Source organism: Nitrospira lenta (genome assembly GCF_900403705.1).
GTDB lineage: Bacteria > Nitrospirota > Nitrospiria > Nitrospirales > Nitrospiraceae > Nitrospira_D > Nitrospira_D lenta.
In genome coordinates this window covers 515,791-539,428 of record NZ_OUNR01000012.1, presented here as the reverse complement: position 1 = coordinate 539,428, position 23,638 = coordinate 515,791, and the positions used below count along the sequence as shown (strand labels likewise).

General features: G+C 58.1%; 26 protein-coding genes, 2 tRNA genes and 1 riboswitch. Of the genes, 15 read left to right on the top strand and 13 right to left on the bottom strand.

All coding sequences use genetic code 11. The annotated features are described in order from the left end of the window. Positions 1-35 precede the first annotated feature (35 nt). A complete protein-coding gene (locus NITLEN_RS08950) occupies positions 36-311 on the top strand; it encodes a MoaD/ThiS family protein (protein WP_121989245.1) in 276 nt (91 codons plus the stop codon). Positions 312-460: 149 nt separating this feature from the next. Here the strand turns inward: NITLEN_RS08950 and NITLEN_RS08945 are convergent, their stop codons facing one another. Then, positions 461-748 carry an HU family DNA-binding protein gene (locus tag NITLEN_RS08945; RefSeq protein WP_121989244.1) on the bottom strand — a complete coding sequence of 96 codons (288 nt, stop codon included), beginning with the start codon at positions 746-748 and terminating at the stop codon, positions 461-463. Between the two features lie 307 nt (positions 749-1,055). Here NITLEN_RS08945 and NITLEN_RS08935 point away from each other — a divergent pair, with 307 nt between their 5' ends. The 4 genes from NITLEN_RS08935 to NITLEN_RS08920 all read left to right on the top strand — a co-directional run bounded on the left by NITLEN_RS08935 (position 1,056) and on the right by NITLEN_RS08920 (position 2,529). Further along, on the top strand, positions 1,056-1,613 hold the full coding sequence (locus NITLEN_RS08935) for a hypothetical protein (protein ID WP_121989242.1): 558 nt from the start codon (positions 1,056-1,058) through the stop codon (positions 1,611-1,613). 6 nt (positions 1,614-1,619) lie between these two features. Beyond that, positions 1,620-2,267: a YkgJ family cysteine cluster protein gene (locus tag NITLEN_RS08930; RefSeq protein ID WP_121989241.1), complete on the top strand. Its 648-nt coding sequence runs from the start codon at positions 1,620-1,622 to the stop codon at positions 2,265-2,267. 47 nt (positions 2,268-2,314) lie between these two features. Next, positions 2,315-2,391 (top strand) — tRNA-Arg (locus tag NITLEN_RS08925). A gap of 62 nt (positions 2,392-2,453) precedes the next feature. Beyond that, positions 2,454-2,529: transfer RNA gene (locus tag NITLEN_RS08920), tRNA-Lys, on the top strand. 115 nt (positions 2,530-2,644) lie between these two features. Here the strand turns inward: NITLEN_RS08920 and NITLEN_RS08915 are convergent. From NITLEN_RS08915 to NITLEN_RS08900, 4 genes are all read right to left on the bottom strand, one after another. Next, entirely contained in the window at positions 2,645-3,577 is a 933-nt protein-coding gene (locus NITLEN_RS08915) for a porin family protein (protein ID WP_121989240.1), read from the bottom strand. An 88-nt stretch (positions 3,578-3,665) separates the two neighbouring features. Then, a complete protein-coding gene (locus NITLEN_RS08910) occupies positions 3,666-4,124 on the bottom strand; it encodes a c-type cytochrome (RefSeq protein ID WP_245924419.1) in 459 nt (152 codons plus the stop codon). Positions 4,125-4,227: 103 nt separating this feature from the next. Further along, positions 4,228-4,746, bottom strand: coding sequence for a DUF1264 domain-containing protein (locus NITLEN_RS08905; protein ID WP_121989239.1), 519 nt, complete (start codon positions 4,744-4,746; stop codon positions 4,228-4,230). Between the two features lie 279 nt (positions 4,747-5,025). Beyond that, on the bottom strand, positions 5,026-5,790 hold the full coding sequence (locus NITLEN_RS08900) for a PSP1 domain-containing protein (RefSeq protein ID WP_181416742.1): 765 nt from the start codon (positions 5,788-5,790) through the stop codon (positions 5,026-5,028). A gap of 242 nt (positions 5,791-6,032) precedes the next feature. Here NITLEN_RS08900 and NITLEN_RS08895 point away from each other — a divergent pair, with 242 nt between their 5' ends. Then, positions 6,033-6,281: an ImmA/IrrE family metallo-endopeptidase gene (locus tag NITLEN_RS08895; protein WP_121989237.1), complete on the top strand. Its 249-nt coding sequence runs from the start codon at positions 6,033-6,035 to the stop codon at positions 6,279-6,281. A gap of 12 nt (positions 6,282-6,293) precedes the next feature. Here NITLEN_RS08895 and NITLEN_RS08890 read toward each other — a convergent pair whose 3' ends face one another. Beyond that, entirely contained in the window at positions 6,294-6,767 is a 474-nt protein-coding gene (locus NITLEN_RS08890) for an EVE domain-containing protein (RefSeq protein WP_121989236.1), read from the bottom strand. Between the two features lie 83 nt (positions 6,768-6,850). Here NITLEN_RS08890 and NITLEN_RS08885 point away from each other — a divergent pair, with 83 nt between their 5' ends. After that, positions 6,851-7,666 (top strand): YdcF family protein, encoded by an 816-nt coding sequence (locus NITLEN_RS08885; protein WP_121989235.1) that lies wholly within the window; start codon positions 6,851-6,853, stop codon positions 7,664-7,666. Between the two features lie 64 nt (positions 7,667-7,730). Here the strand turns inward: NITLEN_RS08885 and NITLEN_RS08880 are convergent, their stop codons facing one another. Further along, on the bottom strand, positions 7,731-8,138 hold the full coding sequence (locus NITLEN_RS08880) for a hypothetical protein (protein WP_181416741.1): 408 nt from the start codon (positions 8,136-8,138) through the stop codon (positions 7,731-7,733). A gap of 97 nt (positions 8,139-8,235) precedes the next feature. Here NITLEN_RS08880 and NITLEN_RS08875 point away from each other — a divergent pair, with 97 nt between their 5' ends. From NITLEN_RS08875 to NITLEN_RS08865, 3 genes are all read left to right on the top strand, one after another. Further along, complete coding sequence (locus NITLEN_RS08875) at positions 8,236-9,006, top strand: YkgJ family cysteine cluster protein (RefSeq protein ID WP_121989234.1); 771 nt, start codon at positions 8,236-8,238, stop codon at positions 9,004-9,006. A 34-nt stretch (positions 9,007-9,040) separates the two neighbouring features. Beyond that, positions 9,041-9,658, top strand: coding sequence for a bifunctional phosphoserine phosphatase/homoserine phosphotransferase ThrH (gene thrH, locus NITLEN_RS08870; protein WP_121989233.1), 618 nt, complete (start codon positions 9,041-9,043; stop codon positions 9,656-9,658). A gap of 77 nt (positions 9,659-9,735) precedes the next feature. Then, entirely contained in the window at positions 9,736-10,152 is a 417-nt protein-coding gene (locus NITLEN_RS08865) for an endonuclease domain-containing protein (RefSeq protein ID WP_121989232.1), read from the top strand. Positions 10,153-10,174: 22 nt separating this feature from the next. Here NITLEN_RS08865 and NITLEN_RS08860 read toward each other — a convergent pair whose 3' ends face one another. From NITLEN_RS08860 to NITLEN_RS08840, 5 genes are all read right to left on the bottom strand, one after another. Continuing rightward, positions 10,175-12,034, bottom strand: a complete 1,860-nt coding sequence (locus tag NITLEN_RS08860) for a RecQ family ATP-dependent DNA helicase (RefSeq protein WP_121989231.1) — start codon at positions 12,032-12,034, stop codon at positions 10,175-10,177. Positions 12,035-12,255: 221 nt separating this feature from the next. Continuing rightward, on the bottom strand, positions 12,256-13,977 hold the full coding sequence (locus tag NITLEN_RS08855; protein ID WP_121989230.1) for an alginate export family protein: 1,722 nt from the start codon (positions 13,975-13,977) through the stop codon (positions 12,256-12,258). 267 nt (positions 13,978-14,244) lie between these two features. Beyond that, entirely contained in the window at positions 14,245-14,544 is a 300-nt protein-coding gene (tatA, locus tag NITLEN_RS08850) for a twin-arginine translocase TatA/TatE family subunit (RefSeq protein ID WP_121989229.1), read from the bottom strand. A gap of 110 nt (positions 14,545-14,654) precedes the next feature. Continuing rightward, positions 14,655-14,939, bottom strand: coding sequence for a twin-arginine translocase TatA/TatE family subunit (gene tatA, locus NITLEN_RS18550; protein ID WP_121989228.1), 285 nt, complete (start codon positions 14,937-14,939; stop codon positions 14,655-14,657). A gap of 259 nt (positions 14,940-15,198) precedes the next feature. After that, entirely contained in the window at positions 15,199-16,614 is a 1,416-nt protein-coding gene (locus NITLEN_RS08840; RefSeq protein WP_121989227.1) for an SAM-dependent methyltransferase, read from the bottom strand. A 254-nt stretch (positions 16,615-16,868) separates the two neighbouring features. On the opposite strand from NITLEN_RS08840, the gene NITLEN_RS08835 reads away from it, so the two are divergent. From NITLEN_RS08835 to NITLEN_RS08815, 5 genes are all read left to right on the top strand, one after another. Further along, on the top strand, positions 16,869-17,456 hold the full coding sequence (locus tag NITLEN_RS08835) for a hypothetical protein (RefSeq protein WP_121989226.1): 588 nt from the start codon (positions 16,869-16,871) through the stop codon (positions 17,454-17,456). A 137-nt stretch (positions 17,457-17,593) separates the two neighbouring features. Further along, positions 17,594-17,664, top strand: a riboswitch (Fluoride riboswitch). 19 nt (positions 17,665-17,683) lie between these two features. After that, entirely contained in the window at positions 17,684-19,366 is a 1,683-nt protein-coding gene (locus tag NITLEN_RS08830; protein WP_121989225.1) for an ATP-binding cassette domain-containing protein, read from the top strand. Positions 19,367-19,621: 255 nt separating this feature from the next. Continuing rightward, positions 19,622-20,353 carry a glycosyltransferase family 2 protein gene (locus NITLEN_RS08825; protein ID WP_121989224.1) on the top strand — a complete coding sequence of 244 codons (732 nt, stop codon included), beginning with the start codon at positions 19,622-19,624 and terminating at the stop codon, positions 20,351-20,353. Between the two features lie 17 nt (positions 20,354-20,370). After that, positions 20,371-20,664: a lipid-A-disaccharide synthase N-terminal domain-containing protein gene (locus NITLEN_RS08820; protein WP_121989223.1), complete on the top strand. Its 294-nt coding sequence runs from the start codon at positions 20,371-20,373 to the stop codon at positions 20,662-20,664. Then, a complete protein-coding gene (locus tag NITLEN_RS08815) occupies positions 20,661-22,484 on the top strand; it encodes an ArnT family glycosyltransferase (RefSeq protein ID WP_121989222.1) in 1,824 nt (607 codons plus the stop codon). The genes NITLEN_RS08820 and NITLEN_RS08815 overlap by 4 nt, the downstream gene beginning before the upstream one ends. 54 nt (positions 22,485-22,538) lie before the next feature. Here NITLEN_RS08815 and NITLEN_RS08810 read toward each other — a convergent pair whose 3' ends face one another. Then, positions 22,539-23,636: a phosphatase PAP2 family protein gene (locus NITLEN_RS08810; protein WP_121989221.1), complete on the bottom strand. Its 1,098-nt coding sequence runs from the start codon at positions 23,634-23,636 to the stop codon at positions 22,539-22,541. Positions 23,637-23,638 lie beyond the last annotated feature (2 nt).

Here is a 23,638-nt window from a genome sequence, read left to right as displayed (position 1 = left end):
ACACCTGAACACCAGCATACGAAGGAGCGGCACCGATGGTGACCATTACTCTGACCGGTCAACTACAAACCGCCGACGGCGAGCGAGACATGGCCTGCGAGATTCCGACGTCACTCACCGTCCGTCAGGTTATTCAACGCCAAGGCTTTCAACTCCGCCATTTACTGCAACTGCTGCGGGAAAAGAAAGTGCTGGTCACAATTAACAAACGCATCGCGAGTGAAGACTCGCTCGTGCAAGATGGCGACGCCATTAGACTGGTTGGCCACGACGGCATGGGCGGGAGCGGCCTGGCCCCCTCGCATTCCTGAAACATCGTTGCGTCTTGCGCAAAATACCAAAATACAAAGGGCTGGCCTCCGAGTAGGGAAGCCAGCCCTTGCTTCTGTCGCCATCTGCAGCGGATGAAGCCCCTGAGAGCATCATGGCGCTGCACCGATGCCGGACGGAAATACCTCGATTACTTCTTTCCGAGGATTGCGTCCTTGGCCACCTTCGCGACGCGGAACTTGACCACTCGCTTGGCCGGGATCTTGATCGGCTCACCGGTCTGCGGATTCCGGCCCATCCGGGCTTTGCGGTTCGCCAACACCAACTTGCCGATACCGGGTACCGTGAAGACATTCTTCGCTTCACGATAGGCCAAGGCGGCGAAATCGTCCATCATCTGGACAGCGGCCTTCTTGGTCAAACCTGCTTTTTGGGCCATGTAGTCGGCAATCTGCGACTTCGTCATTGATTTTGCCATTCGGGAACCTCCTTAGAAAGTGAGAAGAAGAAAAACCACAAATCGAATGTTGACTCGCCTCTCTGAGAACACGCTAAACGTAGAATCGTCTGGCGAAAGGCCCTTCAACAACACTCCCACCATGAAAACCCGCGAGAGTGTAGCCAAGAGTCCCCAGGCTGTCAACGAGAAAAACACAGGCCAGGCGTGGGGAAATGCCTACAGTGCCCTCTTGCAGTTCAAAGAGACCCCGGCGTAAAGTACTGAAACGCCTCCGGCCAGAGAGGCCAGACAGCGCAGAAATACGAGCTCCAGTGAAAGGATGATCATGGGCAGAGAACTTCCGATTCTACCCGCATCTGCGCAAGCAGACTCAACGGAACAGGCTGAAAACTTTGTATATTCTCGCGTATTCTGCCAGAAAGAGAATTCGCCGCCGCTCCGGCTCTTGATCGATTTCCTAAAAGCCCGCGGTCAGACTCCTATTGTGCCAAAGAACATCGATGACGCCGCCCTGGATGAGTGGGCCTGGGTCCAAATCTCGCTTGGTTATCACCGCGACCGCAAACCGGTTCAAATATTTTGCGTGCGGGATCGCGGCACCTATCAGGACGTGTTCGAGCAGGAGCAAACACGATTCCGGGATCTACTGACGGCCTATGAAGATATTGAAGCCCAGCTCGCCCTTGAATTCGTCAATCGGGCGCAGTTCATTCTCACTACCCGTTTTATAAAAGACGATATGACCGACGAGGGCTATGACTTTAACGGCTGGATTCTGGAGTTCTACCAGGAACAGTGCAACGGCATCGTCCAGATCAACGACCAGGGTTTTTACTCACCCAAGGGCGACCTCATTGTCGACATGTCCCCACCGGAAGAATAAACCGTTGTGTCGAACAGACCGACACCGCCGACCAGGCCCTCTTCACTTTCCGACAAAACCTCGCACTGGTTCGAGCGGGCTGCGGCAGCCCTCTTAGGACAGCTGCCCTGTCGTCAGGGCTGTTGCCATTGCTGCATCGGCACGTTTCCCGTCACGATCCTCGATCGACAACATCTCCAAGAAGGACTCGTCCGTCTTCCGGACACGCAACGCCGGGCCATCCAACAGAAGGCTCAAGATCAGGTAGCGACTATCGAAAGCCAATTCCCAAACCTGACCAGCTCACCACTGCTGGACGGTTGGCCCGACCACCTCACCGAGCAAGTGGCCGAGCAATTCCAAGACATGCCCTGCCCCGCACTCAGCGCAGACGGACATTGCGAGGTCTATGCCTTTCGGCCGCTCACCTGTCGCTCCATGGGCATCCCGCCGGAGCAAGACGGATGCGTCGAAGGCGCCTGCGACATTCAAACTGCCGTCCCAATCATTCGCCTGTCCCCTCCATTTCGAGAAGAAGAAGACCGCCTGGCAGGAGAAGAGTCCCAACAATTGACGACGCTCCGCCTGAAACTGCAATGCCCGGGCGAGGAACTCCTGCTCCCCTATGCCTTCCTCCCCCAAGAAGCCCTTCTGCCTCCTTCACGCTCCGCCTAGACAGAGACTTTCGCCCTGTGGTAAGGTGCCAGTCCTTGCTTACGGGAGCGCCTGTAGCTCAGCTGGATAGAGCATCAGCCTCCGGAGCTGAGGGCCACAGGTTCAAATCCTGTCAGGCGCACCATCAGCAAGCACCGGCGAGGAACACGACCGCACAAAGACCTCTGCATCGCACATATCCTAGGTGGGCCGTTAGCTCAGTTGGTAGAGCAGCTGACTCTTAATCAGCGGGCCGTAGGTTCGACCCCTACACGGCCCACCAAAACCCTTCTCGATTTTCTCCAAATTATTCTGTTCGCTCTTCATGTCGGCAAGCCGCCGGCACGGCTTGGGTAGATCAGGCTCTGTCTTGCCTGTTACAGCTCACATCCTGCCCTCTAGAAGCGATACTGTACCCCCAGAGAGATATTGGTATTGAAATACTCTCGGCTGGCCATATTGGACACGCGCTGTGAGCGCTGCACGCCCAGCGTCATGATCGCTGCGTCAGAAAGCCGATATTGGAACTCCGCAGAGCCTTGGTGAGTGGTATCCACAGCCCCGCGATTCGAATCACCCACAATCTCACTCGTAAATTCTTTGCGCCGGTACGCATACCCGACGACCAAAGAGAGCGGCTCAGAGATCTGTACCGTAGCGCCGATCGACGTAAAATGCTGGCGATAGGAGACGTCGTCTCTAAATTGGGTTTGCTCGCGTCCGTCGGCCAGGCCCTGTTCAAACAAGTAGGCCAGGCTGAGCGTGACCCGCGGCAGTACCAGCCACTCTACTTGCGGCCCCGCGCTCCAGAAGGCGGTATCGCGCTCGGCAAACACGTCATTAAATCGCCGCAAGCCATACCGACCAACGAGCGTCCCGACTAACGTATCCGACAACCGCCGTTCAAGCTGCACGCGCCACACATGGGAGGTCACGCGCTCTTCTTCGGGAAGGCGAAGCCCAGTCCGGCGTTCCGTATTGGGGCCGAGAAAGAGATTCGGAACAAACCGGTATCGGATCAGAATGGACGTATCGGCATCCAGCGCCTGCTTCAGCTGGATACGGTAGTTACCGTGATTGAAAATTGGATGGTCTGTGAATAGGAAACCCGCGGCTTTCACCGATACTTCCGTATCGCCAAGATTTGTCGGGCGCGAGCGGTGGCGAAGATCGATCGACGGTTCCCACACCACATCGCTGGCTTTATCGACAGGCACGACCACCGGTTGACTAGGATCTTCAGCCATCGCCAGGCGCCGCGAGGACGAGAGTTCGAATACGTTGTCAGTATAGAGGACTTTAGTCCCAGCGGTGGCCGTCCATTCAGCCATCGCGCGACCAGGAGCACCGAGCAGAGCGAAACAAATGACCGCGAAGACGCACGCTCGGCGGGAAAGAAACCGAGCCCGGCCGCTCAGACTACGGCTGTCCGAAGGATCGCACGTAGAGCAGGACATGCCAGGCTTCTTCTTCGGTAAGAACCAGCGGAACAAATGAGGCCATATCGGTACCCGGACTCCCATTCTTGAGAATCCAGATGAGCTCACCGTCCGTACGAGCAGCCTGCCAAATCTTGTCGGTGAAATTCCGCGGGAGTTTTCCGACGAGCCCCGGAATATCGCCCAACCCCTTGCCGTCTTTCCCATGACAGGTCACACAAAACGCCTTGCCATGAAACAGGGCCTGTCCCTTGTTGATATTCTCGGGCGTCGCCTCGAACGGGTTGGACCAGGTCCTCGCTTCATCAATTTTGTCGGCCGGGACACGGGGTTTGAGTACTGCCGATTCAGTCGCAGACGCCACGATAGGGCCTTGTCCGATCATGACCATGATAAACAGGCCCAGCAGCACCCAATACCGATAACACGGCATCATCATGACAGTCCCTCTCCCTCCGCAATGGAATTCGGCCCGCGCGGCGAAAACTTGGGAAGGGGCCAGCCCGCGTCAATACAGACGGAGCTGGCCCTTCAACAATTGCCTACTTGTCAGAATGACCGGGGAAGCTGTGCCCGAGTGACTGCGGGAAGCTCACCGAGCCGTCCGGAAATTCCTGTCCGTGCTGCCACAAGTGGTAGATCACGCCATCGGTCCCGGCGGCGACTTCCGCCACTTTCGCGGCTTGATCGGCTGGCATGTCAAGAATCTGGACGCGGCCCGTGGCAATCTCGACCTTGTGATCGTGGAAATGCCGGTGCCACTGAATGGCAGGCAACTTTCGAGTCAGGTCTTTTGAAACGAAATACTCAATCGCGACGAGCTTGGCCTTGGGATCCGTGGAGTCGAATAGAAGACATTGGAGAATCTTATCGGAGATTCCCTTGCAATAGTGATGGAACGGTCCACCGGGTTCTCCGTTGGGCATCAAGTGAGGAGCCTGCACGTGGATGTCGAACCCTTCAACCGGTGATTTCGGCTCTCCGCTCATCGCCTTCTGGGGCGCCACTCCGGCACAGCCAATAGCTGTCACCGCGATCAGAACTAACAGTCCTTTTTTCATCACGTACGACCTCCTGATATAGGGTTGGAATACGGCACGGAACCGATCTGCTGCTCCTCCTTGAACGTTCACTCTACTGAGAGCGGAATGGGCAGAAAAGGATTCGGAATAGTTTCGTCGGGCAGTTCGATCCATAGGGCATAGATCACGACCGAGAATCACTCAATCGCTTGCGGCATCCTGATACTCTTGCGGGTACGACCGGTCCCATCTGGCCAACGGCAGACAACGCACCGCAGCATGCGGAATGAAATACGGGATTGAGCGAGACCGTCGCCGTTAGGAAGATCGGGCTGGCGAGGTCGGCCGTGAGGGCGTGATGAGTTTCTGAACGGGCGACGCCACCGCACCCTGCGCGTCCATCATTTCGAACATGAGACAGCACTTCAATCGTCCACAGACGCCGAGCAGCCGAGGATCTTCGACTTGCAGCCCCATCGTTCTGGCTTGCTTCACGGTGACGGGCTTCACCTCTGTCAGAAAACTGGTGCAGCAGAGCACCAGGCCGCAGGTATCGAGTCCACCGAGCCTTCTCGCCTCTTCACGCACCCCAACTTGGCGCATCTCGATCCGACCGCCAAAGCGCCTGGCCAGGTCACGCACGAGCTCACGGAAATCGATGCGATCATCTGCGGTATACACAAAGGTCAACTGCCGGCGCTGGAGGGCGCCATAGACCTCCACCAGCTTCAGCCGAAGCTTCATCTCGCAGGCCTTCGCCCGGCAATAGGTCAGCGCCTCTTGAGACAAGCGCTCCAGCCGCGAGACCAGCGCGGCATCCTCTCCGTTCGCCTTGCGGAGAATCGGTTTCAGCACGCGCATCGGTGGAATGAACGGCGTCTCGTACGGCGCGGCATAGACCACTCCGTACGTCACTTCGCCGTCAGCTTCGAGCAAGACTCGGTCGCCGGTCCGCAAATGCAAATCCCCGGCATCCAGTTTTTTGACCTCTCCGCGATCCCGGATCTTGACTTCAGTCAGCCGGACCGATTGGGGAAAAGCCTTCACCATCTCATCGATTGTGACCTGATGCATAGGCGGCATGATACACGAGTTCATCCTGAAGAGAAACCTGCTAAACGAACCTCTCTCGGTCTTTCCAGCGCAGCGACCGGAACGACCAATCAATCGTAACGCATTGATATAGCAAATTTATTATGACATCGGCGCATTCGAACTTTGTGGTAAGGTATTCGTACCTTGACCGTCCGAATGCCTGAGAGGGCCAATACCGCCTCTCCCGATGCTGTGGTCTCACAGCGGGCAAATAAAGGAGCCGTGCTTGCATGATACGAATCCCGACCAGAGTCGTCCTTCCCTTCGGCTATCAGATTGCAATCCGCCAACTGACGGACACTGAAATGGATAAGCGCGATGCCAACGCTGATGGCATCTGGGATGATGACAACCGGACAATATATATTCGAAAGCGCCTCCCGATGACTAGGCGCCGCTATATTCTCGCGCACGAGCTCGGACATGCCTGGCTCGACTGGCAACATCGCCATCTCGACGAAGGCAAGGCCAGGACCTGAGACACGACGGCATCACACCGTAGCCAGCTTCAGGATGTACTCCCATTCCCCGTTCGTCACCGGCTGAACCGACAGGCGCGACCCCTTCTGCAACAACGCCATACCGACGAGCGCCTTCTCTGTCCTCAGAGAATCGAGCGAAATCGGTGTAGCAAAGGTTCGAACATAGCGGATGTCGACCATGTCCCAGCGCGGTGCCGCGGGATCACTGGCAGGATCAAAATGCTTGTGACTCCGCTCGAACTGGGTTGGATCAGGATACGCCGCACCGGCCACTTCCGCGATCCCCACGATGGCCGGCGGATTCGCGTTGCTGTGATAAAACAACACCTGGTCACCCGGCTTCATCGCCCGCATGAAATTTCTGGCCTGATAGTTCCGCACGCCGTCCCAACAGGTCGTGCGCTTCGGAGCCCGCGCCAGATCCTCAATCGAGAATACCAACGGCTCGGATTTCATGAGCCAATACTGCCGTGATCGCGACATACCCTGCATCCTCTCTTGGTCGTTTTTGCGACTCCTGCTATGCTGCGCACTCCAACATCCGCCGCCATCCCCAAGGAACGTCAATGGAACTGACTCCCGTTTTCTTCGGCCTCTATAAGCTCGTCAAGTATGGGGTCTACCCGCTCACCTGGATCGTGACCCTCGCAGGGCTGACCATGCTGTTGGCCTTGCGGCCGCCCTCCCTCGCACGACAGCGCTGGATCCGCATGAGCTCCATCGCTCTGATTGCGCTGCTACTCATCCTCACATCCCCGCTGATCGCACACTTGCTTGTAGCCACGCTGGAAGGGAAACACCTTCGATCAGGACTTCCAGAACCAGACGCAAATGGCACCATCGTGGTGTTAGGTAGCGGCATTCGCGACTCCGGCTCGCTACGCCCCAGCACCGAACTGACGGAAGAGTCCATGCGGCAAACAGCCTGCGGCGCAGATTTATACCATCGCGGCATCACCCCATCGCTCCTCGTGACCGGCGGGGACGCCCGCGTGTTTGGCTCAGGGCCCACGGAGGCGGCCGTCATGAAAGAATGGGCCGTTCGCCTCGGAGTTCCCGCCGCGGCCATCATCATAGAAGGCCAAGCCCGGACTACCTACGAGAACGCCGCGAGAACCAAACACCTGCTCGGTGACCGTGCATCGATTATCTTAGTCACCGCTGCGATCCACATGCCAAGAGCGGTGGCGCTCTTCCGGGCCCAAGGATTCGCCGTCATCCCTTACCCCTGCGGATTTCATGCAAAAAATCGCGCCTTGGACGGATGGAATACCATTTCCGTCTTCGATGTCCTTCCCGCCATGTGGGCCTTCCGAGAAATATCGGGAGCGATCGAAGAACTCGCCGGCATCGCTGTATATAGGCTTGCGGGGAAGCTATGAACGCAGCACGCTTCGATTTGCCACCCGCTATCCAGCCACCTCCGGCTCCACATCAAGAATCGACTCAAGATTCCATTACACCCTGCTCACCTTGCGCCGACGCCCGCCCACGAGCCTCGATAAACGCCAGCAACGCCCGATACGTGAGCTCTCTGGTTCTTGCTTTGCTCCCCGCTTCCGATCCGACATTGGATTCGACATACACGCGATCGGCCACATGCACGCTGGCTTGATTGCAAAGACTCCAGATCTCATGGAGAAAACCTTCCGGCAACCCCACCTGCATGCCTTCAGATTCGATCCGGTCATCAAGCAGGGCCAACAGATCTGAAATGGCATGGTCCGGCCGATAGACCGTCGCGGCAAAACCAAACCGCTCCTGAGCCGAGGTCTCCTGCCTGGCCTGCTCCACCAAATCCTGCATATATTCTTTCAACAAACCGATCACATGACCAGAAAGCATAATCGCCATTATCGGCATTCCACGGAAGGGGAGCAAGAGAGCCCTGCGGTTGACCCTGCGGCAACGGCTTCTCTATGATGCGCCAATCTGACACCATCGAGAGCTGATGACCGAACGATACGACATTTCACTCAACACACCGGCAGGGCAACTAACCAGTGCGGTGGAGGTCCCGACCGGCTTCGTACCAGTCTCGGCGATTGTCCCGATGATGCGGAGACTGGGAGAAGAAGCCCAGGCCCTGGAAGAGCGCCGAAGCGTTGAAGCGGGACAGGCCGTTTCATGTCAAAAAGGCTGCGCCGCCTGCTGCCGCATGCTCGTCCCGGTCTCAGCCCCTGAAGCCTTTGCGCTTCGCGATTACGTGCAGACCTTGCCGGAAGCGGAACACGCCCGTCTGGCTCAACGGTTTGCCGTCACGCGGACGGCCCTGCTGGCCCGTGGACTCTGGAATAACTTGATCGCGATGGGTGAATCGACCGCCCCGCCGGACGACGCCGCGCTGGAACCGATCAATCGCGCCTACTTTGCGCTTCGCCTTCCGTGCGCCTTTCTGGATCAAGACGTCTGCACGATCTACGAACACCGCCCGGCAGCCTGTCGAGAATTGCTGGTGACCTCACCGGCCGAGTGGTGCCAGGACCCCATGCAACATCCAATTGCCGCATTGCCGGTGCCGGTGCGGATCGGACCGGCCCTGAGCCTCTTGTGGGGAGAACTGACGGAACAACCACCGAAGCTGATCCCTCTCGCGACCGCGCTGGATTGGGCCGCCCGCCACGCGCAGGAGAATCAGCCGCGCTGGCAGGGAACCCACATTCTCGATCGCGCACTCGATAAAGTCTGGCGGTTCCTGAGCCAGGCGTTTCAGCCGAAATGATGACATGACACAACACGGTAAAGGAGAATCTCGAATGCAGAAACCAGTGATTGCCTGTTTGGATTTGGAAGGCGTACTCGTGCCGGAAATTTGGATCAATGTCGCCCTGAAGACCGGGATCGAAGAGCTGAAAATTACGACTCGGGAAATGCCGGACTACGACAAACTGATGAAGCGGCGACTCGCCATCCTCGACGAGCACAAATTGACCATCGCCGATATTCAGAGCGTGATCGACAAGATGGGGCCGCTGGAAGGCGCGCCCGCCTTCGTCACGTGGTTACGTGAGCGCTGCCAGGTGCTTATTCTCTCGGACACGTTCTATCAATTCGCGCTGCCGCTCATGCGCCAACTGGGTTATCCCACGCTGTTCTGCAACCAGCTCGAAATCGATGGCAGCGGCCGCATCGCAGCGCATCACATGCGGATGCCGAATCAGAAAAAACATTCCGTCGCCGCCTTCAAGTCATTGAACTTCTTCACCATGGCCGCCGGCGACGCCTATAACGACACGGCCATGCTTGGCGAAGCCGACGCCGGATTCTTTTTCAGGCCGCCCGATCACTTGCCAAAAGAGTTTCCGAACTTTCCGGTGACCCAGACGTACAGTGAACTACAGGAGCGGTTTGCGAAGGCGGGGAATCTGGTGTAGCTTTCAGCCGTTAATTATTCCTCCCCTTTGTAAAGGGAGGCCAGGTGGGGTAGAGACCGCCGAGATGATTGTGATTGATGGCTAGAACCAAACAAGGACAACCCGGATTTCTAAATCTGAAGCGCCGGCTTCGCTCCGATATGACCGGACCGGAGAAGCAGTTGTGGTTACAGTTGCGATCACGCCAATTGCAGGGGCTCAAGTTCCGCCGACAACACGGCATTGGGCCGTACATCGTGGACTTCTATTGTCCGGAACGGTCGCTCGTTCTTGAAATCGACGGAGACAGTCATGCCGGCACCGAGCAAATTCTGAAGGATCAGGAACGAGACTCATACCTCAATTCCCTAGGCCTTCAAGTCATCCGTTATCTGAACGGCGACGTTACGAATAATCTGGCTGGCGTGCTTGAGGACCTGCAAAAACAACTATCGGCACACTCGACCTCCCCTCACCCCCACTTACGAAGGAGGGGAATAGAAGCTGAGAACTGACGGCTGAAAGCTGACAGCTTCCTTACTCCCCGTTTACAATCTCCAGCACCCGGCGGCCATAGCGTTCGACTTTTGCGTCACCGATGCCAGGGATTTCCAGTAAGGCCGCCTGGGTGACCGGCTTGTGGCTGGCAATCGTGCGCAATGTTTTGTCATGAAAAATGACAAACGGCGCCACGCCCTCTTCTTCCGCCAGTGTCGTTCTGAGCCGGCGAAGCCGCTCATACAACTGGGGATCACCCGGCACAGAGAGTTCGATCGCACGAGACGGCCGCCGTTCAGTCACTGACGTGGTCGCTCGCGCACCGACCGCTCCCTTGATCGCCGGCGGTCGTGCGTCGAGAACACGGGTCCCGTTCAGCACCTCACGGCCCAAGCGCGTCAGGTCGAGCAAGGGATACTCCTGGCCGATCACCGCCAGATAGCCCGATTCGATCAAATCCTTCACCGCGTGCGTGACCGTCGTTTTTGACGCATCACGGCACAAGCCATAACTCTCACAGCGCTCGGCACCTTGCGACAGGATCACCTTCGATTGGCTGCCGCGAAGGATCTCCACGACACGCGTCAGGCCGAATCGCCCGTCACACCAGGCGACAGTTTGCAGCACCGCCTTCGCGCAGGCGGTGTCGTCGTGAATGGATGCCGGAACGTCGCGCACCTCGCTCACACAACGATCACACAGACCGCAGGGTCCCATGGCCCGCTCCTCGGCATCGCTGAAGTAGTCCAGAATCGCCAGCTGGCGGCAGGTGCGAATCGACACATAGGCCAGCATCTCGCGAAGCAACGTCCGCATACGAGCCGCGCGCTCGCCGCTCGCCGGATCTTTCGCAGCCTGCTGAATAAAATATTCCTGCGTGGAGAGATCTCGCTCGTGAAACAACAGCACGCAAGCAGCCGGCAGGCCATCACGCCCGGCGCGGCCAGCCTCTTGATAGTAGGCCTCGACACTCCCGGGAATATCGATATGGACAACCAGCCGCACATCCGATTTATCGATGCCCATACCGAACGCGTTGGTCGCGACGAGAATACGGAGCTGTCCTTGGCGAAACTCATTGTGAACAAGCCGCCGTTCCTCATCGGAGAGCCCGGCATGGTAATAGCCGACGGAAGGATAGGTTTGTCCTAACCAGCTCGCGACGTCCTCGACCGTCCGGCGGGTGGCACCATAAATCACAATAGTGCCCGTTTCGCATTTCCGAACCAAGCGATCCAACTCCGTCAGCTTCTCTCCAAGAGACGAGCAGAGCCGGACGGACAAGGCCAGATTTTCCCGACGGAATCCCGTCACCATTGCCAACGGGTCTCGCAGGGTCAACCGTTCACAGATATCAGCCTGCACCCGCGTCGTGGCCGTCGCCGTCAACGCCAAGCAGGGCGGATTGTTGAGCTCCTGGCGAAGGCGCCCGAGCTTCATATAATCGGGTCTGAAATCATGCCCCCACTGCGAGATGCAATGCGCTTCATCGACCACCAGAAGCGATACCAAACATTTTCGAACCAAACGAAGAAATCCTTCGTGCTGAATCCGTTCTGGCGCCACATAGAGCAGCTTGAGACTTTGAAGGTGGAGACCTTGGATGACCTTATCCCGTTGCTGCTCGGTCAAACCGGAATGAAACGCGGCGGCGGAAATCTTGCGCTGCTTCAGACTCTCGACTTGATCCTGCATCAAGGCGATGAGCGGAGAAACCACGAGAGTTAAACCGGGCAAGAACGTCGCAGGAAGTTGATAGCAGAGCGATTTGCCCTGGCCTGTCGGCATGACCACCAGCGCATCGCGACGGGCCAGAACGGCCCGCATAACGTCTTCTTGCCCCGTCCTAAACTGGGCAAGACCGAACTGCTGTCGAAGCTGTTTTTGTAAATCGTGCACGGTGTGTTCGGGAATGAATCAATCCGCCTGCCGATGGAACGGGCAAAGTATAGACGAGCGCTCGCCTATGGACAAGCGGCGGCGTAAAGAAATGAAAATCAGCATATGAAGTCCGTCCCCTGAAAAGCAGAAGCCCCGCGGGGGATCTCCCCGCGGGGCTTCTTGGATTGACTACGTGACGCGGATCAGCGCGTCACGAGCAAATGCTTTGCAAACTTCTCTTAGAAGTTCATCCAGAGCTGGACGTAGCCCCATTGTTGATTGGTGCTGGCGCCGCCCAAGTTGTGGTGAATGTAGTCGCCGGCAAACAAGTAGCCATAGGCCGCCTGGAAGGACAGCTTGCCGTCCATCATCATATGGGTCCAGGCCACGTCGATTTCGTCTCCGATATGCTTCTTGGTGTTGTCGATATTCGAGAATACGTACGCACCCTGCGCACCGCGATACCAGTTGTCACGGGCATTCGCGAGGTTCAGGTTGGTGTACCAGATTTCCACATGATCGTCCTTGCTCGGGCGAGCTTGGAAGTTCACCGAGGGGCTCATCATGTTCTTCCAGGCTTGGACATCCATGTAACCCATGTGGATGTGGTTCGTCGGGAAGAAGTTTTCAAACGTGTTGGCCGTTCCGCAAGACCCTGATGCGGCACCACCCTGACCGCAATTGTTGCGGCCATCGCCTGAGGCGTAGTCGAAGTTGAACGCCAAGCGCGGCTTCCAGGCCATTTCGTACGCCGTGTAGCCGATCCAGTTTCTGGTCGCCCAGGCATTGATGCTCAAGCAACGGCCGCTGCTTTGACAACCACCCGCTCCGCCAGCCAACGCGCTGCCGGCTCCGTTATCACCCATGGAACCGAACTGATACACTATTTCGTTGGTCGCATCGAAATTGCCCTTGCGCATTTCGATCCGGTTACCCACCGTGTGGCGGACTTGGTTCGCATGCTTCGGCGCACCCTGGCCAAATGCGACATCGGTAGTCACTTGACCGGAAGCCAAGCCGTTCCGATAGAAAATGTAATAGGGTTCGATCAGGAAACCCGGGACGGCCTTAATTTGGTTGTAGAAAATCACCATGTCGCCGTCAGCAGAGGCAGAGTTGGTCGTGCCGGCAATATTGTTGCCCAAACTGCCGACCGGGGCAGCCTGACCAAGATCAGACTCTGAAGTCTTGAACCAGCCCAAATAGGTATCGATGGACTTGGTGCTGTACTGCAACATCACACCGTCATGGGAATAACCGGTGTTGGCCCAATCGAAGTGACCGAACAATGAATGGTTACCGAAGACAATATACTGGCGTCCGGCCTTCAGGCTAAGGCCCTGGACTCCGGCGAAGTTCCGAACCAACATATAGGCAGCGCGGACACCGAGGCGCCCGTTATTGCCGCCGCCGTTGGCAGTCGATCCATTGTGGTTGAGCGCATCCACGCCAGCCGCACCGTTCGTGCCTGCGACTGTTCCGTTGCCACCCCAGGTGGCCGAGTCGATCAATTCCATATAGAAATTCACGTCCGGCGAGAGGTCGTACCCGATACCCAACCGCACCCACTGTTGGACATACGAGTCGTTCGCCCGTCCTCTGGTACCGTTTGCTCCCGGTGAACCGGTGGCTCCAAACGTGTTACAAGCACCGGCCACTGAGCCAAATGTGTTGCCGAAGCAAGCCGCGTTACGCATTTCCGGCCGCACGCGGACATCCGCGCGGATCCAGAAATTCTTGAGATCGAAATTCTTTCCGATCTTCGGATCGTAGAGTTCGTACGCTTCCTTTTGCGGAATCGCACGGGGGATGGCAGGAAGATTCGTGATCTTCTCGCCTTCGGGCAGTTCAAACGACGCTTGGGCCGGGACTGCCGTGACCGACATACCCGCCGCCATTACGGCCGCGCTGAAGAAGGTGGCCATACTGGCCAGCCTGGTCCGTCCTTGGATGCTTCTCATAGCGTTCCTCCTGTGAATTGGATAACAGCCCCTGTTGGCTCCACTCCCACAGACAGGCTGCCGACTTGAGATCCAACTACTTCCACTACGACGATGTCCTAGCACCGACTCCGGCCGATATCGCGATGGCCAAATCCGTTCGCTTCCGTCATTGCTCTACGTATGTAGTTACCACAGCATCAATTTTTCGCCTTGCAATTTCTCACTTTCAGTCAGACGTCGCGCGTTCCGCTTTCTCCGGTCCCCAAAGACTCCGATGCCTCGGGGTTACGCCTGTCCGGACTGGCTGATGGACTTGGCCCCGTCCTCCGCCTGCTTGCCGGCTGCGTTGATTTCCTCTTCCGCCTCTTTCATCGACGCCTGGAAATCCTGCTCGACCATCTTCACTTCCTGCTGAATCATGTTGATCTCGGGCTCCACCGACTTCCGCAGATCTTCGGCCGTCTCCTTGAACCCCTTGACGGCCTTCCCGACCTGACGCCCGACTTCAGGCAACTGCTTGGGCCCAAATAACAGAAACGCGATCACCAGGATAATTAAGACTTCGCCGGCGCCTAATCCAAACATCTGGGAAACCTGTGACGCGCGACGGATGACCGGGCACGCGTCTATTTCTGGTTAATCCGTTTTTTCTCACCATGCCCGTCACGCGTGACTCGTCACCCGTTCCGTCTGCGTTATCCCTGCTTCGTCTGTCCGGGCTGCGCGACCGGCGCGGCCTGCGGCTGCTGTGGCGCCGCTTCCGGCTGGCCCATCACATGCGCCTGCACTTGCGGTGGCGCCATCGAAGGCTGCTCGCCCGGCGTCACATCAATCGCATCGGCTTCGTGCACTGATTTTTTAAATCCCTTGATCGCTTTGCCAAGTCCCTCGCCCAGTTGCGGCAATTTACCCGCGCCGAAGATGATCAACACGATGATCAAGATCAGCATCAATTCCATCCAGCCGAAGGAGCCAAACATGTCTTACCTCGCGATGCGCACGCTGTCCGTCTAATTTTATCGACGCTCTCCCAGATCCCGTACGAAAGATGGGAGAGATACCTAAATCGCGGGGAAGGCTATAGAAAACTCAATGGCAAGTCAAGGGAAAACTCATGGAACGGGCTCTGGGAGAGAGGCGGACGGGAAGAGAAAAGGGAGCCGAGGACCGGAATGTTTCGCGTCAGCCTAGCCCTCCTTACGGAAGAAGGGCTAGGGAAAGGCCTGACGGGAATTCTCGTTACCGGCAGAGAAAATGAAGATACTCAATCGGGCTGGGCGGCGCGGTGAGCGCCACGTTCAGCGTATCGGGATCGTAGCCGACGGTTTCCAAATCTCGTGACGTCGCGGACAATTCTTCCTCAGTCAGATAGGCCACGGTGTCCGGCACCCCCGTGCGCTTGAGCGAAAGCAGCATCCCGTTCAACGTTTCCCGTTCGTCCCTCGGCATGTTCTGCTGCAATGGAAACTCCAGCATGCGGCTATAGGGGCTTTCGTAAGCTTCGTTCAATGCCTTGATAGTCTTCAGCACCAGACGATCCTGCTCCCACGGCTGCAACTTCGGTCCCGCGGATGGATGGGTCGCCAGAAGATCCATGAGCGTAATGACATTGGTATTCAACGACCGGCCGATAAACTCCCGCTGCGGCTCGATGGTGACTCCGCCTAGCCCCAGATGTTTCGCCATCACCTCGACCAGCGCAAAATTAATCATGAAGCTGTACTGCCCGCCGAACTGGCCATAGCAGGGCTTGTCCGGATCGTTGAGCACCTGCATATCCGCCGTGCCGGCATCGAACGCACTGAACCCGATCGCGCCGGGAGCCAGCAAGCGCTTGGCTTCCTTCAAGGTCGCAAAGGCCCCCAGATTGATTGGAACCAGCACCTGTTCATCGATGGTCTTCAGAAATTCGGTGATCGTCTTGCGATAGGGCACATCTTTCCACTCCACCTTCCGGTATTCCTTCTCCCAAACCAAATCGTCGAGGAAGGGCGGAAAGGTCTTGAGCGTTTCGATGTCTTTAGCTTCGAAGGCCCGGACAAAGCCCGACCAATCCTGAATAGTGGCATGGAGCGATTCGCTCAGGTTGGGACGGAGGAACTCTTCTTCGATCTCACCGGCGTTCTTCGCCATGAGCTTGGTCGGCAGATCATTCCACAATTCATTGCAAATAATTCGATCGACGGATTGGTCAGCCGCACCGGACACATGATCGACGGTGGCCAGCTGAGCCTCCACGCGATCGTTGTGCGGCGCGAGATCCGGATGCGCCAATGCCCGATCCAGAACCGACTGCTCCCAATCGACCAGGACATACGTGACGCGCGGATAGACCTGCCCAGCCTTGTCGATCACTTTCAGGTGGCTCAAGAAACAGGCGGCGAGATTGCCGTTTCCCGGGCCCCATTCATGCACAATGAGCGGAGCTGTCGCGGCCCCTTTGGCTTTGTCCCGCTTCATCACCTTCTCGAAGTAATCCGCGGCCAACGCATGCGCTAATCGATAGTCCGCCGACGCGAACGTCTGGTAATAGGTCCGCAACTGGTCGCCCCGAAGGCGATAGAACAGCGTATTGAGATGGGCTTGCCACTGATCGAGCGGCTTGTAGTCCCCGATCAACTGCGGCAAGGCATCGGCGTCTTGTAACGTGCTCATGTGGTTCCAGTCCTTGGCAAAAGTCAGATTTGTAACAGACGCGTGAGGATCGTCACAATGTGAGCGTGAGATGAACGCATCACTCCTCCAGCGGCGTCTTGGAACGCGCTCACGCATTCCAGCCCCCGGTAAAGAATCGCGATTGTAACAGACGGCTCGAAAGCGCCGCAATCGGGGAAATGCGGCCTCGTCGCGGTCGATTTCCCCTCCTTCGTAAGGAAGGGCCAGGGGAGAAATTAGAAGAGAGTCCAGGCGTGACCTTGACTCGCACTATTGAGGAGGTGTACCAGACCTTGCATATGAGCCGCCTCCTTCTCATTACCCTGACTACCCTACTCGCTGCACCGGCCTCCAACTGGGCCGGGGAACTGCCGATCACCAAGAATCTCCCCATCCCAGAGTTTCAGAATCGGCCGGAAGATACCAAGCCGTACGACTTCGATGCCCCCCCGCAGGGAATGTTTCGTTCCATTACGATGGCCGAGGGATTTGAGGAAGAACTGGGCTTTCGCCAGACGCATGAAATAGTCCCAGTGAAGCCGACCGAACGATTTGCCGCTGAGACACCGGCCATCTTCATCGTCTTCGCTCTCCATCAGCATTACCAAGCATTCAAGGTATTCGGCCAGTGCTTCCCCGAAGGGATACCCGGCGTCAAACCGGACACGATCGTCAGTGAGGACGCCATGCACATGGCCTTGGAAGATGAGAGCGGGTATTTAAAACTACTCCCGCCGAACGAACGCTGGACGCCGGGGCGTTACAAAGTCGAAATCCACGCCGGCGAACAGGTGAGCGAGATGAGCCTCATCGGCACGATGCGGTTTACGATCGTCAAATAATGCGCGACGGGCGCGGCCCGCGCGACGATGCGAGTGCGGACAACGCCGCTAGACCGGCCTGGATTTCGCGCATACCCCGCTCGTCTCACGGCCTCTTTATTGACGGCCGGACGACGGGCGTATATAAGCATTGAGAGATTCCTGACGGTGATGGGGTTCACCGGAACCGCCTGCGGTTTTCACCCGGGCTGATAACTCCTACGCACCCTCTGGTAGGAGCTGTCGTCATGGCCACACCGGACCCTGCATTTCCTCAATATCAACTCCGCAATATCCTCGACGACATCCTCATCCAATTGGGGTTGCTCATCCGCCTCGAATGGAAGATGCTCAGCCTCCTCTTTTCGTATGCCGTGGCAATCGGCATGTTCCTGCTCTGCGTGCCGATCGCTGTGCAGGAGTTGGTCAGCACCTTTTCCTTTGCCGTCGAGCCGGCCATGATCTTCACGCTAGCCCTCGTCGTGGGCTGCGCCCTGACTGGGGCCGCGGCCTTCCGAGTCGTCCAAGCACGCGGCGCCGAAACGCTCCAGCAGCGGATCTATACCCGAATCGCCATCGCCTTTACCGACACCCTGCCGCGGCTGAAAGAAGACTCGTTTCTCCCCCAGCATGCGCACCGCTTCATAGAAGCCGACCTGCTGACCCGCGCCCTGGTCGCCATGATCTCCGACCTCTTCAACGTCGCCGTCGTGGGCACAATCGGCATGTCGATGCTCATCTTGTTCCACCCCTATTTCCTGCTCTACAACGTCACGCTGATCGTGGGTTTCGTCGCGCTGCTCACGCTGTTCGGACGGGGCGGCTTCCTGATCACGCTCGAAATGTCGCGGCTGAATTATGAGATCTACCACTGGATGCAAAATATCGCCGCCAATCTCCCTCACCTGCGTGCCGCCGGACACAGCCCGTTCCTAATGCAGAAAACGGACGCCTTGACCAAGGCCTACGTGCGCGTGCGGCAGCGCCGCTCCGACCTGCTGACCGGCCGCCAGTACAAAGCGGCGGCGTTCTGGCAAGTCGCCGGCCACACCGGCATGATCGCCACCGCCGGCCTACTTGTCTCGGCCGGCCAATTGACCGTGGGCCAGTTTGCCGCCGCGGAATTGCAAGCAGGCTTACTCCTCCTGAGCATGGACACGCTGGCGCGCCGCATGGTGCACATGTTCTTCGCCTTCGTAGCCTTCCGGGAAATGAACGCCTTTTTTTCGCTGCCCCAGGACGAGCCCGGCGCCAAGGCCACTGTCCCGGCAGGACACTTCGGGTGGGAAGGAATCTCGGTCATCGCGCGCAATCTTTCCTTCGCCCATCCGAATGCGACCCCACTGTTCGAGCATCTGAATTTGGACGTAGTCGCCGGGGAAAAGATCGCCCTGCTCTGCCGGTCTAACGTGCAAAAAACCGCCGTGGCCAAGGTCCTGGCCGGTCTGCTCCCGCCCACCGGCGGCGTGGTGAGGTACAACGATATCAATCTGGTCGAAGTGAGCCTGGAGTCGATCGATCCCTATCGCAGCTTGATGCTGGACTCGCTGCCCACGCTGCTCGAAGGGACGATCGAGGACAATCTAACGCTGGGCCGCCCCGCCATTTCCCATAACGATATTCTGTGGGCGCTCCGTTTCGTGGGACTCGACGAAGAGATCGAACACTTTTCGGACGGCCTGGCCACGCACGTGACGGGCCACCGCGATCAATTCACGTTGAGCCAGACGCTGTGCCTCCTGCTCGCCCGCGCCATTGTCATCCGGCCGCAGGTCCTGATCATCGACGGCACCCTGCACAACATGAATCCCTCCCTGCGCGAAACGATTTTGCGTCGGCTGTGCGCCCAGGACGAACCCTGGTCGGTTATCTTCGCGACCACCGATCCGGCGGTTGCCTCCTATGTCGATCGCCGCATCACGGTCGAATGACCGGTGAGGCTATGCCACGGCCCTCGTTTGACGGTCTCCGGACCATTCGTTAGAATGCCGGCGTGACGATGTTGCGACACTCATCAAGACCGCGCGGCGCCTCATGAGCCCAACACCTCATCTGTGGCCTTCCGTTGTCATGCCCATCAAGGATGAACGGGACAATCTCACCCCGCTCACGAAACAGATGATCACGGCGCGTGTGGAATCCACTATAGTCCTGTGCCCCCGTTCGTGCAGGAGCCGCCACGCACGATGACCAATTCCACTCGCCCATGGGCCTCCGTCGTCATTCCCATCAAGGATGAACGAGACAATCTCACGCCGCTGACCGAACAGGTGCTCAAGGTTCTGTCGGCGCGCGAAGAATCCAAAACCGCGCCGTTTGAGCTGGTGTACGTCGACGACGGCAGCAGCGACGGCAGCAGCGAACTGCTGGACCAGCTAAAACAAACCTATCCGGCCGTCCGCGTCCTGCACTTCGACCGCAACTACGGGCAGTCTTCCGCCTTCGACGCCGGATTCAAATATTCCACCGGTGACCTGGTCATAACACTGGACGGCGATCTGCAAAATGATCCCGCCGATATCGACAAGATGCTGCCCCTTTTACAGAAATTCGATCTGGTGTGCGGGTGGCGCACCAGCCGCAACGATAATCTCGTCAGAAAGCTCTCCTCGCGCATCGCGAACGCCGTGCGCAGCGCCGTGACCGGCGACCGCGTGCACGATACCGGCTGTTCCTTGAAAATTTTCCGGCGCGCCGTCGTGGACAAGCTGCAGCTCTTCACCGGCATGCACCGGTTTTTCCCGGCCTTAGCCCTCATGCACGGCTTCACCGTCACCGAAATTCCGGTCAGCCACCATCCCCGAGCGCATGGCATTTCCAAATACGGCGTCGGCAACCGGCTCTTCAAGAGCCTCTACGATCTGATCGCCGTGCGCTGGATGCAACATCGCTGTTTACGGTACACACTACGTCACTAACTCGCAGTCCTCTTTCTATGATCACAACTGAAACCATCTGGATCGTCACGGGATTTCTCGGCCAGGGCCTGTTCTTCGGCCGCTGGATCGTACAATGGCTCGCCTCGGAACGGAGCGCGTCCAGCAAAGTGCCGGTCTCCTTCTGGTACTTGAGTCTCGTCGGAGGCCTCATCACGCTGGCCTATGCTATCTATCGGAAAGATCCTGTCTTCATTGCCGGGCAGAGCATCGGCGCCGTCGTCTACGTGCGCAATCTCATGCTGATCTATCGCCCGAAACACACCGACCCCGCCAAGAGTGATCAGGGATGAGTGAGTCCTCTTCGCAGATACCCGGACCTTCGTCCGAACATGCCTCGCCCGTCATTCGTCATATCGGGTTACTACTGGCCCTCTGCGGCATCTTATTCTTTTGGAATCTGGGCGCCCTTGGCCTGACCGATCGCGACGAAGGGCGCAACGCCGAAGCCGGGCGAGAAATGCTCGAAACCGGCGACTGGATGAGCCCCACCTTCAACTACGAACCCCGCTACGCGAAACCTGTACTCGTCTACTGGCTGATGAGCGCCTCGTACAAGACGTTCGGCGTCAGCGAATTCGCCGCGCGATTCCCATCGGCCTTCTTCGGGCTCGGCCTGGTCCTGATGACCTATCTGTTTCTCACGCGCCTACGCGACTCGAATACGGGTTTACTTGCCGCATTGATGCTGGCGCTGAATCTCCAGATGATCGGGCTCAATCGCATGGCCCTGACCGACAGTGTGTTGATTTTTTTCACCACGCTCTCACTCTTCGCCTTCTGGCTGGGATTTCAGACCACGCGCGAGCGACGCCCCTGGATGTGGGTCTATTATGCCGCCATGGGCATTGCGACGCTGGCGAAGGGACCGGTGGGGTTCCTGGTTCCTCTGATCGTCGTGGCGCTCTATCTGTCACTCACGAAACAGTGGCGATCCTTCTGGCAAGAGGGACGACCGCTCGCAGGCACGGCGCTGACAATCCTGATCGCGCTGCCCTGGTACGCGGGCATGTGGTGGCTCCACGGCAGCGAGTACACGGCCTCCGCGCAAGCCAATACCGTCGGGCGCTTTCTCAAGCCGATGGAGGGACACAGCTTCGGATTCTTGTTCTACCTTCCAGTGTTGCTGCTCGGCTTTTTCCCCTGGAGCGGCTGGCTGATTTTTGCCTGGCCGCAGACCTACAAGAATTGGCGCGCAGAACGTAAGGCCTTAGGCGTGACGCACGAGACGCCTGGCGAGGGAACAGATCCATCACCCGTGATCCCTGCTCCCTTACAGTCTGACAAACTAGACTGGTTCGCCGCCGCCTGGATCTTCGCGACCTTGGTGTTTTTCACGCTCTCTTCGACGAGACTTCCCCATTACATCGGCCCGCTCTTTCCCGCTGCCGCGATGCTGACCGCCTCCTATTGGTCTCGTTGCGTGAGAGAACCGTCGACCAGAGGCGGCAATGCGTCCGTTCATGTCGTGATGTGGCTGGGATTTCTTCTGGCGGGAGCCATGGCCTGCCTGCCTTGGATTTACGACACGATACTGGCGGGCAAACTCACGAAAGAATACCCATTGGCCACGCAGCTCACTCTGGGCAGCGGACCCTATGTCGCCGCCACCGTCCTGCTGGTGGGCATGGGGCTGGTGGGATTGTTCGGTCTGTCTGAAACCAGGCGCGGCGCGGCCTTCTGGGCGGCCGGCGGATCGCTGTTCGGCGTGGTGCTCGTGTTGATGGTCTTCGTCCTGCCGGCGGCAAATCGCTATTTTGTCGCGCCGCAGCAAGAGCTGGCCTACGCGGCCGGATTGAACCTGGCGCCGGGCGAACAACTGATCGCTTACGGAGCAACGCGACCTTCAACAGCCTTTTATGCCAGACGCAAAGTACTCTTCGTGGGGTCGGGTGAAGAAGAGACCCTCCGCCGAGCCCTGGGCCAGCCGGGCCGCACGATGATTCTGCTGCCGGAATCGTTTGTGGACAAACTGCCGGGGGATCTCAAAAACTACCAGCCGATCTTAAAGCGCTACGGCTATCTGCTCTTAGCCAGTGAGCCGATGGTGAACATTCCAGAGGGTCTCCTTCCTCCACCGCCTGCGCTCGAACCCAAGATCTTCGGTCATTGAGAAGACGGAACGGGTGGAGAACACACACCTGCCCATCATTCATGGATCACGGTTTCACAACAGCGGCAGAACACCTCGACCCGCCACGAGGATGGCCAGACTCAGCAGGACCGCTCCGATCAACTCGCACTCTCTGAGCACGGGAATCCAGCAAGATTCTTCCATCGCATTCGGGGCCTGATCTCCGCGGAGCCAGAGCGCGACGCAGAGCAATCCGGTTGACGCCATGACAATGGGTGCCGTGGACATCAGCGATAAGCCAAGCGCCATCGCCAAGATCGGCCCTTGCGTTGAACTTGTTGTCAACGCCACGCGGCTCGGCCACCGCTTGCGGAGGTACGCCACGAAGCCGACCGCGACCAGCAAGGCACCGACCCCGATGAGAAACAGGCTCTCCGGCCCGGACTCGACCGGATACGTCAATGACCAGAAGAGTGCAAAGCCCCAGACCGTTCCGATTGCAGCATGATAGAGAGCGGATTCAACCGACCGAATCCAGTCCTTCCACGGAGCGGCCGCCACCATCCCGCTTACCGTTCCCAATACCCACCCGCCGAACACATCGCTGGGGAAATGCGATCCGCGCAACACACGGCTGAGCGCGACGAATGCCGCGACGCTCATGCACAGAACCGCCAGCGACGGAACGCGGCGGCTCAAGACCACCGCGAGCGCAACGGTCGCCGTCGTATGGCCGGACGGAAACGAGTCAAACCCGGAGGCCAGTGACGGCGCGATGGACCAATCTCCCGATGCAGAGAATTTCGGCCGTGGCCGACCGACAAGATGCTTCACCGTATGAACGAGCACCGTGGCCAGCCCATGCGCCCACAGCGTTTGTACACCGATCGCAAGCCCACGCGAAGCCGGCAACATCCATCCCACAGCCAGCAGGATCGCGCTGACGATCAGCAACTGCCGCCCATCTCCGATCCAGTTGCCGGCATGGCTCACGAACGCCATCCAGGGAACCGTCAGCGTCCCGCCGCCCTCCGGCGTGGTGATCGTACGCAGATAGCGCGCCGTCGGACCGTCGAGCTGGCGCAGGCCCCAAAAGACACAGGCTAGAGCCGCACAGAGACTGGCCAGAGACACGAGCGACGAGACTCGCGGCTCCTGACCCGCAGGAGGAACTGGATCAGCATTATCCATGA